The 14267-nt window shown below is 67.6% G+C and carries 15 protein-coding genes; 1 reads left to right on the forward strand and 14 read right to left on the reverse strand.

Annotated features, from left to right (window positions below):
- Positions 1-672 precede the first annotated feature (672 nt).
- The 8 genes from Ate02nite_RS01240 to ruvC all read right to left on the reverse strand — a co-directional run bounded on the left by Ate02nite_RS01240 (position 673) and on the right by ruvC (position 9826).
- On the reverse strand, positions 673-3111 hold the full coding sequence (locus Ate02nite_RS01240; protein WP_203797676.1) for a RelA/SpoT family protein: 2439 nt from the start codon (positions 3109-3111) through the stop codon (positions 673-675).
- A gap of 177 nt (positions 3112-3288) precedes the next feature.
- Positions 3289-3825: an adenine phosphoribosyltransferase gene (locus tag Ate02nite_RS01245; RefSeq protein WP_203797678.1), complete on the reverse strand. Its 537-nt coding sequence runs from the start codon at positions 3823-3825 to the stop codon at positions 3289-3291.
- A gap of 59 nt (positions 3826-3884) precedes the next feature.
- Complete coding sequence (gene secF, locus Ate02nite_RS01250; RefSeq protein WP_203797680.1) at positions 3885-5087, reverse strand: protein translocase subunit SecF; 1203 nt, start codon at positions 5085-5087, stop codon at positions 3885-3887.
- A gap of 1 nt (position 5088) precedes the next feature.
- Positions 5089-6975, reverse strand: coding sequence for a protein translocase subunit SecD (secD, locus tag Ate02nite_RS01255; protein ID WP_203798881.1), 1887 nt, complete (start codon positions 6973-6975; stop codon positions 5089-5091).
- Between the two features lie 151 nt (positions 6976-7126).
- Entirely contained in the window at positions 7127-7528 is a 402-nt protein-coding gene (gene yajC, locus Ate02nite_RS01260; RefSeq protein ID WP_239147048.1) for a preprotein translocase subunit YajC, read from the reverse strand.
- Between the two features lie 143 nt (positions 7529-7671).
- Positions 7672-8703 carry a Holliday junction branch migration DNA helicase RuvB gene (gene ruvB / locus Ate02nite_RS01265; RefSeq protein WP_203797683.1) on the reverse strand — a complete coding sequence of 344 codons (1032 nt, stop codon included), beginning with the start codon at positions 8701-8703 and terminating at the stop codon, positions 7672-7674.
- Positions 8700-9302 (reverse strand): Holliday junction branch migration protein RuvA, encoded by a 603-nt coding sequence (gene ruvA, locus Ate02nite_RS01270; RefSeq protein ID WP_203797685.1) that lies wholly within the window; start codon positions 9300-9302, stop codon positions 8700-8702. Before ruvA ends, ruvB begins: the two co-directional genes overlap by 4 nt.
- A complete protein-coding gene (gene ruvC / locus Ate02nite_RS01275; RefSeq protein WP_203798883.1) occupies positions 9299-9826 on the reverse strand; it encodes a crossover junction endodeoxyribonuclease RuvC in 528 nt (175 codons plus the stop codon). Before ruvC ends, ruvA begins: the two co-directional genes overlap by 4 nt.
- 102 nt (positions 9827-9928) lie before the next feature.
- Here ruvC and Ate02nite_RS01280 point away from each other — a divergent pair, with 102 nt between their 5' ends.
- Positions 9929-10465 (forward strand): hypothetical protein, encoded by a 537-nt coding sequence (locus Ate02nite_RS01280; RefSeq protein WP_203797687.1) that lies wholly within the window; start codon positions 9929-9931, stop codon positions 10463-10465.
- A 60-nt stretch (positions 10466-10525) separates the two neighbouring features.
- Here the strand turns inward: Ate02nite_RS01280 and Ate02nite_RS01285 are convergent, their stop codons facing one another.
- The 6 genes from Ate02nite_RS01285 to pdxT all read right to left on the reverse strand — a co-directional run bounded on the left by Ate02nite_RS01285 (position 10526) and on the right by pdxT (position 13946).
- Positions 10526-10933: a PIN domain-containing protein gene (locus Ate02nite_RS01285; protein WP_203797696.1), complete on the reverse strand. Its 408-nt coding sequence runs from the start codon at positions 10931-10933 to the stop codon at positions 10526-10528.
- Complete coding sequence (locus tag Ate02nite_RS01290) at positions 10930-11160, reverse strand: type II toxin-antitoxin system VapB family antitoxin (RefSeq protein ID WP_203797698.1); 231 nt, start codon at positions 11158-11160, stop codon at positions 10930-10932. The genes Ate02nite_RS01285 and Ate02nite_RS01290 overlap by 4 nt, the downstream gene beginning before the upstream one ends.
- Positions 11161-11320: 160 nt before the next feature.
- On the reverse strand, positions 11321-11866 hold the full coding sequence (locus Ate02nite_RS01295; protein ID WP_239147049.1) for a Uma2 family endonuclease: 546 nt from the start codon (positions 11864-11866) through the stop codon (positions 11321-11323).
- Between the two features lie 43 nt (positions 11867-11909).
- Positions 11910-12458, reverse strand: coding sequence for a Uma2 family endonuclease (locus Ate02nite_RS01300; RefSeq protein WP_203797702.1), 549 nt, complete (start codon positions 12456-12458; stop codon positions 11910-11912).
- Positions 12459-12579: 121 nt separating this feature from the next.
- Positions 12580-13332 carry a YebC/PmpR family DNA-binding transcriptional regulator gene (locus Ate02nite_RS01305; protein WP_203797704.1) on the reverse strand — a complete coding sequence of 251 codons (753 nt, stop codon included), beginning with the start codon at positions 13330-13332 and terminating at the stop codon, positions 12580-12582.
- 17 nt (positions 13333-13349) lie between these two features.
- Positions 13350-13946, reverse strand: coding sequence for a pyridoxal 5'-phosphate synthase glutaminase subunit PdxT (pdxT, locus tag Ate02nite_RS01310; protein ID WP_203797707.1), 597 nt, complete (start codon positions 13944-13946; stop codon positions 13350-13352).
- Positions 13947-14267 lie beyond the last annotated feature (321 nt).

A 14267-nucleotide genomic window follows, 5' to 3' on the forward strand; every position in this document is an offset into this window, starting at 1 on the left:
AAAACCTTGCAGGGTGATCCGTGACGGGCAGGAACTTGGTCGCCCGCAGCCAGGTGCGTAAGGAGCTGGGCGGTCCCCTCCGGCATGGTGGTCTGGCTGCCGCGCGGTGGAAGAGCCAGGCGCGCAACTAGAGCAGGCCGGCCTTGGTGGTGGGGTCCGCGAGCGAGACCGTGCCGCCCACCCTTAAGTCAAAACCCAACCCCGTTGTGGTTGCGGTGGGGGGCTTGGCAAAAGCTTTAAAAATCTTACGAGTTATGACTGTGGAGCAGTTGCTGGGGTGGGGCGGTGACGGAGCGGTTTTCGCACTTAACTGTTCGAAATCACGGGCGTTGCAAGATCTTTTAGGGGGTCACCACCTTTACCACCGTAACCACAACGGGGGTTGGTTTTGACTTGAGAGTGGGCGGCACGGTTTCGCTCGCGGAACCCACCACTCAGGCCGGCCTGCTCGACTTGCGCGCCTGGCTTAGCCACCGCGCGGCAGCCAGACCACCTTGCTGAAGGGGACCGCCCAGCCTTCTATGCACCTGGCTGCGGGTGAGCCATTCCCCGGCCGTCAGGGGTTTCCGTGCAAGGTTTTGGGCCGGGGATGACCATGCAGGGCATAAATGCTTCACCGCCCAGCATGGTTATCCCCGGCCCAAAACCGTCCCAGCGTAAGAGAGCCGCGGTTCAGGCCCCAGAAGTAACGCGGTAAGCGTCGAACACGCCGTCGACCTTGCGGACGGCCGCGACCAGGTGACCTAGATGCTTCGGGTCGGCCATCTCGAAGGTGAAACGGCTTACCGCTACGCGGTCTCGAGTCGTGGTCACCGTCGCCGACAGGATGTTCACCCGCTCCTCGGAGAGGACTCGCGTTACGTCGGCCAGTAGCTTGTGGCGGTCTAGGGCTTCCACCTGGATCGCCACCAGGAACGTCGAAGCGCTCGTCGGCTTCCAGCTCACTTCGACCACGCGCTCCGACTGGTCGCGCAGGTCCTCGGCGTTGGCGCAGTCTTCTCGGTGGACGCTTACGCCGCCGGAACGCGTCACGAAGCCGAACACCGCGTCGCCTGGCACCGGAGTGCAGCAGCGGGCCAGCTTTACCCAGACATCGCTTACGCCCTTTACGACCACTCCTGGGTCCTGGGCCGTGCTGCGGTTGCGTGGGGGGCGGGTTGCTACTGCGGTCTCGGCTATGTCCTCTACGGCGCCCTCTTCGCCGCCGAAGCCGGCCACCAGCTTTTGGACGACCGACTGGGCTGAGACGGTGCTCTCGCCTACTGCGGCGTAGAGCGAGGCCACGTCGGCCAAGTGGAGGTCTCGGGCGATCGTGGTTAGGTTTTCGCTTGTCAGCATGCGCTGCAGGGGCAGGCCCTGCTTGCGCATCGCCTTGACGATCGCCTCCTTGCCGATCTCGATCGCTTCCTCGCGGCGTTCCTTGTTGAAGAACTGCCGGATCTTGGTGCGGGCGCGGGGGCTCTTGACGAAGCCGAGCCAGTCCTGCGTCGGGCCGGCCGTGGCCGATTTCGACGTGAAGATCTCGATGACGTCGCCGTTGGAGAGCGTCGACTCGAGCGGCACCAGCTTGCCGTTGACGCGCGCGCCGATGCACTTGTGCCCGACCTGGGTGTGCACCGCGTAGGCGAAGTCGACCGGGGTGGAACCCGTCGGCAGGGGGATGACGTCGCCCTTGGGGGTGAAGACGTACACCTCCTGGCTGGACAGGTCGAAGCGCAGCGCGTCGAGGAACTCGGACGGGTCGCTGGCCTCCCGCTGCCAGTCGAGCAGCTGCCGCAGCCAGGTCATCTCGTCGATGTGCGCCGGCGGGCCGACGATCGTCGTGCCCTTCTGCTCCTTGTACTTCCAGTGCGCGGCGATGCCGAACTCCGCCGTACGGTGCATGGCGAAGGTTCTGATCTGCATTTCGACCGGCTTGCCGGTCGGGCCGATGACCGTCGTGTGCAACGACTGGTACATGTTGAACTTCGGCATCGCGATGTAGTCCTTGAACCGGCCCGGCACCGGCTGCCAGTTCGCGTGGATGACGCCCAGCGCGGCGTAGCAGTCGCGGACCGTGTCGACCAGGATGCGCACGCCGACCAGGTCGTAGATGTCGTTGAAGTCGCGGCCCCGCACGATCATCTTTTGGTAGATCGAGTAGAGGTGCTTCGGGCGGCCGGTGACCTCGGCCTTGATCTTCGCGGACTTCAGGTCGAGGCCGACCCGGTTGGTCACCTGGCGCAGCAGCGCCTCACGCTGCGGCTGGTGCTCGCCGATCAGTCGGTTGATCTCCTCGAACCGCTTCGGGAACAGCGTGCCGAAGGCGAGATCCTCCAGCTCCCACTTGATCGTGTTCATACCGAGGCGGTGAGCCAGCGGGGCCAGGATCTCCAGCGTCTCCTTGGCCTTCTGCTCCTGCTTGGGGCGGGGCAGGAAGGTCAGGGTGCGCATGTTGTGCAGCCGGTCGGCCAGCTTGATGACCAGGACCCGAGGGTCTTTCGCCATCGCCACGACCATCTTGCGGATCGTCTCGGCCTTGGCCGCGTCGCCCAGCTTGACCCGGTCGAGCTTGGTGACGCCGTCGACGAGCAGCGCCACCTCGGGGCCGAAGTCGGTCTTCATCGTCTCGAGCGAGTAGTCGGTGTCCTCGATCGTGTCGTGCAGCAGCGCCGCCACCAGGGTGGTCGTGTCCATGCCGAGGTTGGCCAGGATCGTCGCCACGGCGAGCGGGTGGGTGATGTAGGGGTCGCCGGACTTCCGGTACTGCCCCGAGTGCCAGCGGGCGGCCACGTCGAAGGCACGCTGCAGCTGACGGCCGTCGGCCTTGGGGTGGCTGGCCCGGTGGGTGGCGATCAGCGGCTCGAGAACCTCGCTGACCTGGGTGCTCTGCCACGGCGCGTTGAACCGCGCCAGGCGGGCCCGGACCCGGCGCCCGGTCGGCGCTCCGGACAGGCCGAACCCGGTGGCCGGCTCGTCGCCGGGCGGCATCGGCTGGGTGGCCTCGGGATCCGGCGCGGGGACGGCCGGGCGAGGAGAAGTCACGTCGGGCGTTACGGCTTCCGCCGCACCCGCTGGGTTATCGGACGGCTGCACCGTGCCCTCCGCCGGAGGGGCGACGTCGCTGGACACCGGACTCCTCACACCATCGACAGAAACCTCGCCGGTCGCCGTAGGCCGGCGAAGCTCGCTCATCCCAGCGCCCCTGCTGTTGGTCACCTGGTTAGGAACGCCATCCTACCCGCACGGACTTCCCGGTTGGCCCGGCCGAACCTCCGAAAGAGCGGGTATCGGCCGGACGAACGCGGATCAAACAGTCAAAAGTGCGTGGACGGTCCGCGGGCTGAGACGCTCCCGGCCCTTCAGGAACGCCAGCTCCATCAGCACCGTGAAGCCCGCGACCGTGCCCCCGGCCCGTTCGACGAGTTCCAGCGCGGCGCCGGCCGTGCCACCGGTGGCGAGCACGTCGTCGACCACCAGAACGCGCTGTCCGGCGATGAACGCGTCCTCGTGCACCTCGAGGGTGGCCTCGCCGTACTCGAGCTCGTACGTGGCCGAGAGAGCCTTGCGCGGCAGCTTCCCGGCCTTGCGGATCGGCACCACGCCGGCGCCGGTCGCGTAGCCGACCGCGGCCGCCACCAGGAACCCGCGCGCCTCCACCCCGGCCACCAGGTCGAAGGAGTCCGGCCCGTAGTGCTCGACGATGCCGTCCACCACCCGCTTGAACGCGGCCCCGTCGGCGAACAGCGGCATCAGGTCCTTGAAGACGATGCCCGGCTTCGGGAAGTCGTGGACGTCGATCGTGCCGCTCAGGACGACGGCCGCGAGCTCGGGAGAGTCAGTCACGGGCGAAAGCTTAAAGGCCCGCCGTCCCAGCGGGACGACGGGCCTTCAGGTCAAGCGGGTCAGCGGCGCTTGGTGCCGCCGCTCGGCCGCGGCCCGGCACCGCCGGGACGGCCGGACCGGTTGGTGTTGCGCTTCGCGGTCGGCCGGGCACCCGGGCGCGGAGCCGTCGCGGCCAGCGCCGGAGCCTCGTCCGACTCGGTCGAGTTCGGCTGCCGCTGGCGCTCGGCCCGCGGGGCCACGTCGCCGGAGCGAACCGCCGACCGCCGGGCCAGGACCCGGGCGGTGTGTGCCTTGATCTTCGGCTCCTGGTCCTTCAGCGCGCTGAGCACCGGGGCCGCGAACATGATCGACGAGATGACGCCGAAGCCCATGCCGACGAAGAGCACCAGGCCGAGGTCCTTCAGCGTGCCCGCGCCGAGCAGGCCGGCGCCGATGAAGAGCAGGCCACCGACCGGCAGCAGCGCCACCAGACCGGTGTTGAGCGAACGCATCAGGGTCTGGTTGACCGCGAGGTTTGTCGCTTCCGAGTACGTCCGGACGCTGCTCGCCGTGATGCCGCGGGTGTTCTCCTGGACCTTGTCGAACACCACCACCACGTCGTACAGCGAGTAACCGAGGATCGTCAGGAAGCCGATCACCGTGGACGGGGTGACCTCGAAACCGACAAGCGAGTAGACGCCGGCGGTGAGGACCAGGTCGAGCAGCAGCGAGGAGAGCGCCGCCACCGCCATCCGCCACTCGAACCGGACGACCAGGTAGGCCATCACCAGCACCAGGAAGACCAGCAGACCGATGACGGCCTGCCGGGTCACCTGCCCGCCCCAGGCCGCCGACACCCGGTCGTCGCTGACGTCCTCGGCCTTGACGCCGAGGTCAGCGACCAGGGTGGCCTTGGCCTTCTCGGCCTGCGCCGCGGTCAGGTCGGGGGCCCGAACCGTGAAGTACGCGTCGCCGCCGCCGGTGCTGCGGACCTGCTGCACGGCGCCGATCTCGGCCGCCGGGTCAACTGTCTTGATCGCGCGGTCGACGGCGCTCGAGACCTCGTCCTGGGTGAGCTCCTGACCGGCGGAGGTCTTGGCCGGGACGCTGAACGACGTGCCACCGGCGAACTCGATGCCCAACTCGAAGCTCTTGAAGACGAAGCTGCCGATCGAGATCAGTACGAGCACGGCCGCGACGATGAACCAGGTCTTGCGGCGGCCGATGATGTTGATGTTCGCCTCGCCCTGGTACAGGCGATCGGCGAGACCGTTACGGGCCATCTCAGGCCTCCTTGGCTTCGGTCTGGGCGCGACGCAGGACGCGGCCGAGACCGCTCACCCGCGGCGACAGGAACGCCTTGGTGTTCGCGAACATCGTCATGATCGGGTGCCGGAAGAGGAACACCACGAGAAGGTCGAGCACGGTGGACAGACCCAGCGCGAACGCGAAGCCCTGGACCGCGCCGATCGAGACGATGTAGAGCACCACGGCGGCCATGATCGTGATCGTGTTCGCCGAGATGATCGTGCGGCGGGCACGGGCCCATGCTCGTGGCACCGCGGAGCGCGGACTTCGGCCCTCATGGATCTCGTCTTTAAGACGTTCGAAGTAGATGACGAACGAGTCGGCCGCGACACCCAGGGACACGATGAAGCCGGCTATACCGGCCAGGGTCAGGGTGAAGCCGACAGTGCGGCCCAAGAAGACCAGTGCGCCGAAGGTCAGCAGACCGGACAGGATCAGACTCAGGAAGATGACCGAGCCGAGCAGCCGGTAGTAGAAGAACGCGTACACCGCCACCAGCGCCATGCCGATCGCGGCGGCCAGCAGGCCGGCCTTCAGCTGCTGGATGCCCAGCGTGGCGGACACGGTCTGGGCCGGGCCGGCGGTGAAGGTGACCGGGATCGCGCCGAAGTTGAGCTGGTCGGCCAGCTGCTTGGCGGTGACCGCGGTGAACGAGCCGGTGATCTGCGAGGTGCTGGTCAGCACGCCCTGGATCTGCGGCGCCGAGATGACGTTCTTGTCGAGGACCACCGCGACCGCGCAGTGCTCGATGCTCGAGTAGAGCGTCTGGGCGGCGACGTAGCAGGGGTCGGCCGAGGTGGCCTGGAACGCCTGCCGGGTCAGGTTGGCCCACTTGGTCTGGCCCTCGCTCTTGAAGTCGAGGGAGACGACCCACTGGCCGTTCTGCGAGTCGAGCTGCGCGGAGGCCTTGGAGATGTCGTCACCGACCACCGGAGCCTTGTCCAGCATGATCTTGGCGCCGTTGTAGCAGGCCGCGACCTTGGTGTCGACGTTGTCGATCGCACCGTTGGGCCGGTCGTCGAGCTGCGTGCAGCTGATCGTCGGGATGTTGAACTGCATGTCCGGGGTGAGCGCGTTGACCTCGGCGCCGCTGAGCTTGCCGAAGGCCGAGTAGGCCAGGCCGGCCTTGGCGTCGGTGGACAGGTCCACCGGCGCGGTCAGCTTCTGGGCGGCGGCCCATGCGGCCGCGCCGACCTTCTTCTGCACCTCGGCCGGCGTGACCTCTTCCTGGCCGGGCACGGCGGCGGTGCTGTCGGCCGCCGGGGTCGCGGTGGCCGACGGGGTCGCCGACGCGCTGGGGGTCGTGCTCGGGCTCGGCGCCTTCACGACCTCGCCACCACCCTGGCCACCGGTCGACGGCGAGGCGTTCACCGCGGGGGCGCTCGCGCTGCTCGACGGCTTGGCCGAGGTGCTGGTGGACGGCGCGGCCGAGGTGGACGCGGACGGCGTCGCGGTCGCCGGGTTCAGCGCCGACTGGGCGACGTCACCGGTCACGCCGATGAGCAGACGGAAACGCATCTGCGCGGCGGACGCGAGGTCCTTCAGCTGGTCGTCGGACTTGCCGGCCAGCGAGACGACGATGTTGCGGTCGCCCTGGATGACGACCTCGGCCTCGGAGACACCGAGCGCGTTGACGCGGTTCTCGATGATGCTCCGGGCCTGCTCCATGCTGTCCTTGGTCGGCACCTGGCCGCCCTGCACGGACGCCACGTAGGTGGCCATCGTGCCACCGACCAGGTCGAGACCCAGTTTCGGGTGCAGGCGGTCGGCGAAGCTGCCCGACGCCCCGCCACCGAAGAATACGAGCAGATACAGGACGACGAAGACCAGGCCGAGCACGCCAAGTTGGCGTCCGGGATGCATCTGTCCCTGAGGTGGTCGTGCCACGGCGTTCGGTCTCCCTGTACGTGTCGGCCGCTCCCCGGCGGCGCCGATCAAATTGCAGTGGCCGTTCTGCGGCCGGACGAACCGGCCCGACGGCTGGGTGCGCCGCGGGCCGGTCCGAAAGCTTTGTTCAGTCTTTCTTGCTCTTGTCGGCGGTCGTGTCGTCGACCACCGGCGGCTCCTCGATGACCGGCTCGTCTTCGACCTCGGCCTCTTCTTCCGTCTCAACGACGGGCTCGGCCTTAGGAAGCACGCGAGCGATGGCCGGGCGGGCGAACGTCACCACGACACCGGGAGCGACCTCCAGGGTAGCCACATCGCTATCGATGGTCACCACTGTCCCGTGCAGACCGCCGATCGTGACGATCTCGTCGCCCGGACCCAGGGTGTTCTGCATCTGGGTGGCCTCGCGACGACGCTTCTGCTGCGGGCGGATCATCAGGAAATAGACGACGCCGAAGAGCAGAAGGAGGAAAAGGATCGTCGTGAAGCCGCTTCCGCCTGCGCCACCCTCGGCTGCTGCCTGAACCACTAGAAAGCCTTCCGTAGGCCCTCGATGCGCGACATGGGCGCGTCGGGGCGATATACACATCCCGGTTGAACCGCGGCGAGTCTAATCGGTCAACCTGGGAAGTCCGAATGCGGCACACATCACGTTCACATTACGAGGGGATTTCACGCGTCCCGGGCGAACAGATCACCCTGAACAACCCCCGACGGCGGCGTTTTGCCCAGGTGAAGCCATCCCGACTCGGTCGCGACTCGCCCGCGCGGGGTGCGCGCCAGCAGGCCGGCCCGGACAAGGAACGGCTCACACACCTCTTCGACGGTATCGGACTGCTCACCGACCGCGACCGCGAGGGTGGACAAACCGACCGGGCCACCCCGGAACGACTCGATCAGCGCCCGCAGCACGGCCCGGTCCAGCCGGTCGAGGCCGAGCGCGTCCACGTCGTACACCTTGAGGGCCTCGCGGGCAGTTTCCTCGGTGACCACCCCGTCGGCCCGCACCTCGGCATAATCCCGCACCCGGCGCAGCAGGCGGTTCGCGATGCGCGGCGTGCCGCGCGAGCGGCCGGCGATCTCCGTCGCACCCTCCGCCGTGATCGGCACCCCCAGGATCCGCGCCGAGCGGTGCAGCAGCGAGTCCAGATCGGCCGGTGAGTAGAAGTCGAGGTGCGCGACGAACCCGAACCGGTCTCGCATCGGGCCGGACAGCAGTCCCGCGCGTGTCGTGGCACCCACGAGAGTGAACGGCTCGAGGTCGATCGGGATCGCGGTGGCGCCCGGCCCCTTGCCCACGATGACGTCGACCCGGAAGTCCTCCATCGCGGAGTAGAGCAGCTCCTCGGCCGGTTTCGCGATCCGGTGGATCTCGTCGATGAACAGCACGTCGCCCGGCCCGAGGCTGGTCAGGATCGCGGCCAGGTCACCGGACCGCTCGATCACCGGGCCGCTCGTGGTGCGGATGCTGGTGCCCAGCTCGGCCGCCACGATGTTGGCCAGGGTCGTCTTTCCCAGGCCGGGCGGGCCGGACAGCAGGATGTGATCGGGCGGCGTGCCCCGGCCCATCGCGCCCTTCAGCAGCAGGTCCAGTTGGTCGCGCACTCGGTGCTGAGCGATGAAGTCGGCCAGCCGGCGCGGGCGAACACTCGCCTCGGCGTCGAGGTCGTCATCATCCGCGTCCGGCGAAACCAACTCACTCATCGGGTCTTGCCCAGCAGGCGGATCGCCTGACGCAGCAGCACCGGCACCGGCGGGACGTCACCGGTGATCGACTCGGCGACCGCGGCCACCGCCTGGTCGGCCTGCGCGACCGTCCAGCCGAGCGCGAGCACGCCCTGGCGGACCTGCTCCTGCCAGTCGCCGCGCAGCATGCCGGCCGGGGTGCCGTCGCCGAGCGGCATCGGACCGATCCGGTCGCGCAGCTCGACCACCATCTTCTCGGCGCCCTTCTTGCCGATCCCCGGCACCCGGGTCAGGGTGGCCAGGTCAGCACCGGCGATGGCGCGGCGGATCACGTCGGGTGCGTGCACGGCCAAGGCCGCCTGGGCCAGCCGCGGACCGACCCCGCTCGCCGTCTGGAGCAGCTCGAACAGACTCTTCTCGTCGTCGTCGGCGAATCCGTACAGGGTGAGGGAGTCCTCCCGGACGATCAGGCTGGTAGCCAGCCGGCACTCGACGCCGGCCTTCAGGCCGGCCAGGGTGCCCGGCGCGCACATCACCTGCATGCCCACGCCGCCGACCTCGACGACCGCACTGTCCGGAAGGATCGCGGCCACCACGCCACGCACACTCGCGATCATCGTCGTGCTCTCCTTTTCGCCGCCAGCACGGCGGCCTCCATCCGGGCCCGCGTGCCGCCACGCCAGATGTGGCAGATGGCGAGGGCGAGCGCGTCGGCGGCATCGGCCGGCCGGGGCGGCGCGTCCAGCCCCAGCAGCCGGGTGACCATGCTGGTCACCTGCGCCTTGCCGGCCGTGCCGGAGCCGGTCACGGCCGCCTTGACCTCGCTCGGCGTATAGGTCTGCACCGGTAATCCGGCCCGCGCGCCGGCCAGCACGGCGACCCCGCTGGCCTGCGCGGTGCCCATCACCGTACGCACGTTGTGCTGGGAGAACACCCGCTCGACGGCCACGCTCTCGGGCTTGTGCTCGGCCACCAGAGCGGCCAACTCGGTGTCCAGCCGCAGCAGGCGCAGGGCGATATCGTCGTCCGGATCGGTGTAGACCACGTAGTAGCCGATCAGCTTGCACGGCCGGCCCGGCAGACCCTCGACGACACCCACTCCGCACCGGGTGAGACCCGGGTCGACGCCGAGCACGCGCACCACGGACCTCCCCTGCCTCACGTACGTGTGTTCGACACCCTAATACGCCCCGCTCTTGCGCCCGGCACCGACACGCTCCGACGATGAGCGTGGGAGGTAGCTATGTACCTCGTTCCGCCGATGGACGACGATCCGCCACCGGAGTACGTCGTTTTCGTCACCGGTCACCTGGCATCCCTGCGCGCCGAGACCAACCGCCTGGTCGGCGGCGACTTCGAGGCCGCGCACCTCTACCTGGACGTGCTCACCGACGTGGCCGGCCATTGGCGCCGGCTCCACTGGTGGGGCCGGCTGACCGGCAAGGACACCGCCACGGCGTACCTGGAGAAGCGCCTGACCCAGCGCACCAAGCAGTGGCGCGACGAGCAGATCTACGAGGTGGACATCCGCGTGCTGCGCACGCAAACCCTGAGCTTCGCGCCGGCCGAGGCGATTCGCTCAAGCCTGGCGTTGCGCAAGGCAACAGTCCTGCCGAGTACGGCGAGGAGCGGCGCGGCTTCCATGGCCGACGCGGGCATAGCGTGGGTAAAGGCAAGCCGCAGATCCGAGTGGCACCGCATAGGCCGCCTGGCCGTAGGCAGCGTCCTGCTGGTAGGCGGCCTGATCCAGTACATGTCCTGGCTCTCCGCCAGTTACTGAGAAGCCGGCCCGGGCGCCTCTCCCGAGTCGGCTCACACATTGACTGCCGTCAGAGCTGGATCAATTCGGTCTGGCACTGACGCGTTGCTGTCGCAATTCCGGTACGAAACGACCCATGGTCTCGAAGTCGCCGTCCTCGTGCAGGACGATCAACCTGAGCCGGATCGCGGTCGCCGCGATCACCAGATCCGCGACCGACGGACCTCCGTGCGCGCCGCTGGCGGCAAGCTCCCGCCGGATCTCCGCGACAATGCTCCAGACGCCATCGGGAACCGTAAAGGTCAGGCATCGCTCGCGAATGAGGTCTTCGGTCTCGTCGTATCCCTTCGCATCGGCAATCTTCAGAGTCTCCGCCACGGCCGGCTCACACACGGCGACCAGGCCGCGGTTGACAAGGTCCTCCCAGCTGGCATCGACCTGCTTTCGGATGAGACGGGTCAGAGCACTGGTGTCGACGAGGTACTTCATTCGCTCACCTCGTCGAAGGCCGAGAAGTCCAACTCACCGCTGTCGGCCATCTTCTTGAGCGCTTCGCCGGCCGCCTGGCGCTTGGCCCGGGCGATCTCGACGTAGACCCGGAGGGCCGCGTTGAGAGCCCTGTTCGGAGTGCGATGAGAGCCCTGTCGCTCCGCCTCCGCCAGCAGCTCGGCATCTATCTCAACATCTGCTTCGGGTTTGGTTGCGAGGTCTGTCATTTCCGGCTCCTGTCGATCGATCATCGTCAGCCCGCCCCCAAACGATACTGGTCACCAGACCAGATGTTACTAGTCAACGTCTGCCAGAAACCCGCCACCAAAACAGACAGGACCGGCCTCCGGGCCGGTCCCGTCATCGTACTAGTCGTGGAGCAACGCCTCAGGCTCCCTTTTTGCGATATTCCGCCTCCAGGTCGGACAGGAGGAGGGTGCGCTCGCGCCCGTAGACGGACTCGCCGGCGAATGACCCCAGGCGGTGGATCAGGACCAGCGCATCGTCGTCGGCGCCGTCGGGCGCCCGGTCGACGACCCAGTATTCCGGGATGCCGCGCTGGGCATACCAGTCCAGCTTGTGGGTGTACTCGCCGTTCGGTGAGTTCGGCGACACGACCTCCACGACGAGAAGGTAGGCCGAGCCTGGCAGGTTCGGGCGCGAATCCAGTCGAGGCCGGTCCACCACCACGCCGATGTCGGCGAAGCGGCAGTCGCGCGGCCGATCCCCCACCACACCAAGATCTTGGAAGGCGTCGAGGCCGGCCCCGAAGAGCATCAGCATCACACGACGCGAAATCGACTTATGCCAGAAGGTCACTGGCGCCAGGATGACGAGATTTCCCTCGCGCAGCTCGTAGTGGTAGCCCTTGGGCAGAGCGGGGAGATCTTCGACGTCAAGGTCTCCGACCGGCGGCAAATTGAAGCCTGTCACGACGTGCACTTTACTGGTCGCGAGACCAGGTGTCACTAGTCAACTAGGCGCGCTTTTCGCGGTACTCCGCTTCCAGCTCCGACAGGCGGACGGTTCGGTCTCGGGCGTAAGTCGGTTCGCCGCCGGTCAAGGTCAAGCGGTGCAGGTGCACGAGGGCGTCGTCGTGGGAGCGCTCGGGGGTGCGGTCGGCTATCCAGTACTCCGGGATGCCTCGCTCGGCGTACCAGCGGGCCTTCTCCGCATACTCCCCGTTCGGGGAGCTCTCCGAGACGATTTCGATGACCATCCGGAAGGCCGCGCCCGGCAGGTTCGAGTAGTCGGCCACGTCGGGTGGGAGGCTGTCGATGACCCCGAGATCGGGGAGGCGGCTGTCGCGTGGCCGGTCGCCGCGGATGCCGGTGTCCTGGAGCACCTCGAGGCCGGCCTCGGCCAGCAAGAACATGAGGCGCCGCGCCATCACCTTGTGCCAGTAGGTGGACGGCGTCATGACGACGAGACTTCCGTCGTGCAGTTCGTAGCGGTATTCCTTGGGCAGGGAGGCGAGATCATCGACGTCGAGGCCCTCGATCGGCGGCAGATTGAGACCAGTCATGACGGCCAGTACCCCCTCACCGTACTTGCGTAATGCCTAGTAGCTCAAGGCCCAGATGTCATAAGACCTTAATGGTCGTGCGACCAGATGTCATGGGACACCTGGTCGCACGCTCGGCGTGTCACGCGTCGATGGCGGCCATGACCTCGTCGGAGACGTCGAAGTTCGCGAAGATGTTCTGCACGTCGTCGCAGTCCTCGAGGGCGTCGATCAGCTTGAAGACCTTGCGGGCCGCTTCCTCGTCGACCGGCACCGTCATCGTCGGGACCAGCGAGGACTCGGCCGAGTCGTAGTCGATGCCGGCGTCCTGCAGCGCCGTGCGCACCGGCACCAGGTCGGTGGGCTCGCTGACCACCTCGAACGAGTCACCGAGGTCGTTGATCTCCTCGGCGCCGGCGTCGAGGACCGCCAGCATCAGGTCGTCCTCGCTGTTCCCCTCCTTCGGGACCAGCACGACGCCCTTGCGGTTGAACAGGTAGGACACGCTGCCGGCGTCGGCGAAGGTGCCGCCGTTGCGGGTCAGGGCGGTGCGGACCTCGGTGGCGGCGCGGTTGCGGTTGTCGGTGAGGCACTCGATCAGGATGGCCACGCCGTTCGGGCCATACCCCTCATACATGATCGTCTGCCAGTCGGCGCCGCCCGCTTCCAGGCCGGAGCCGCGCTTGACCGCGTTGTTGATGTTGTCGTTGGGGACGGAGCTCTTCTTCGCCTTCTGAATGGCGTCGTAGAGCGTGGGGTTACCGGACGGATCGCCACCACCCGTGCGGGCTGCCACCTCGATGTTCTTGATGAGCTTCGCGAACATCTTGCCGCGCTTGGCGTCGATGACGGCCTTCTTGTGCTTGGTCGTCGCCCACTTGGAGTGGCCGGACATGCAAAACCTCCGTGGTGTCAGGCGGCCTGGCGGACCATCTCGACGAAGTACCGGTGGACGCGTAGGTCGCCGGTGAGCTCCGGGTGGAAAGCCGTGGCGAGCAGGTTGCCCTGCCGAACGGCGACAATCCTACCGGCGGCCGGCCCATCCTTGACGCGGCCCAACACGCGCACTTCGTCGCCGACTTCTTCGACCCATGGCGCGCGGATGAAGACAGCGTGAAAATCCCCGCCCGAAATGTCGTCGATGGCCACCGCTGCCTCGAACGAGTTGATCTGCCGCCCGAACGCATTGCGCCGCACGGTCATCTCGATGCCCTGGAAGGACTCCTGGTCCGGCCGCCCGTCGAGCACGTTGGCAGCCAGCAAAATCATGCCCGCGCACGACCCATAGACCGGCATCCCGTCAGCAATCCGCTTCCGGATCGGATCGAGCAGCCCGAACGACACCGCCAGGTTGCTGATCGCCGTCGACTCCCCGCCGGGAATGACCAATGCCTCGACGTCGACCAGCTCTTCCGGCCGCCGAATCGGCCGCGCCAACACGTCACTCTCGGCGAGGGCGGCCAGGTGCTCCCGAACGTCGCCCTGCAGGGCCAGCACTCCGATATTCACCGATCCAGCTTAGGCAGGCGACCACCAAGATCAAATTCAAGATCCCGATGTCGCACCTGGGTGGGTGGTACAGACCGATGCTCCCGCCGAGGCCGGGCCGGGGCCCAGCAGAGCTGGCCCTGGCCCTTCATTCTGCGTGAGTGGTCACCCAACCCCAACACAACGCAAGCGGGGTTTGCGCAACCACTTACGCAGGTCGCCCGGTTGGGTCGAGTGTTTTGGGCGCGCCCGCGCCCTGCTCGGCCCGGCCGGGTCCCGGCGGGAGCGACGGTCTGCACCACCCACTCAGGCACGACATCTTGATCTTGATTTGAAGCCGAA

This window comes from Paractinoplanes tereljensis, assembly GCF_016862435.1.
GTDB classification, from domain to species: domain Bacteria; phylum Actinomycetota; class Actinomycetes; order Mycobacteriales; family Micromonosporaceae; genus Actinoplanes; species Actinoplanes tereljensis.

What these genes read in the sequence shown, in the direction of transcription:
- secF (WP_203797680.1), bottom strand. Translation starts at nt 5,087, where the DNA reads ATGGCCCGTAACGGTCTCGCCGATCGCCTGTACCAGGGCGAGGCGAAC.
- secD (WP_203798881.1), bottom strand. Translation starts at nt 6,975, where the DNA reads ATGCATCCCGGACGCCAACTTGGCGTGCTCGGCCTGGTCTTCGTCGTC.
- ruvB (WP_203797683.1), bottom strand. Translation starts at nt 8,703, where the DNA reads ATGAGTGAGTTGGTTTCGCCGGACGCGGATGATGACGACCTCGACGCC.
- ruvA (WP_203797685.1), bottom strand. Translation starts at nt 9,302, where the DNA reads ATGATCGCGAGTGTGCGTGGCGTGGTGGCCGCGATCCTTCCGGACAGT.
- Ate02nite_RS01280 (WP_203797687.1), top strand. Translation starts at nt 9,929, where the DNA reads ATGTACCTCGTTCCGCCGATGGACGACGATCCGCCACCGGAGTACGTC.
- Ate02nite_RS01285 (WP_203797696.1), bottom strand. Translation starts at nt 10,933, where the DNA reads ATGAAGTACCTCGTCGACACCAGTGCTCTGACCCGTCTCATCCGAAAG.
- Ate02nite_RS01290 (WP_203797698.1), bottom strand. Translation starts at nt 11,160, where the DNA reads ATGACAGACCTCGCAACCAAACCCGAAGCAGATGTTGAGATAGATGCC.
- Ate02nite_RS01300 (WP_203797702.1), bottom strand. Translation starts at nt 12,458, where the DNA reads ATGACTGGTCTCAATCTGCCGCCGATCGAGGGCCTCGACGTCGATGAT.
- Ate02nite_RS01305 (WP_203797704.1), bottom strand. Translation starts at nt 13,332, where the DNA reads ATGTCCGGCCACTCCAAGTGGGCGACGACCAAGCACAAGAAGGCCGTC.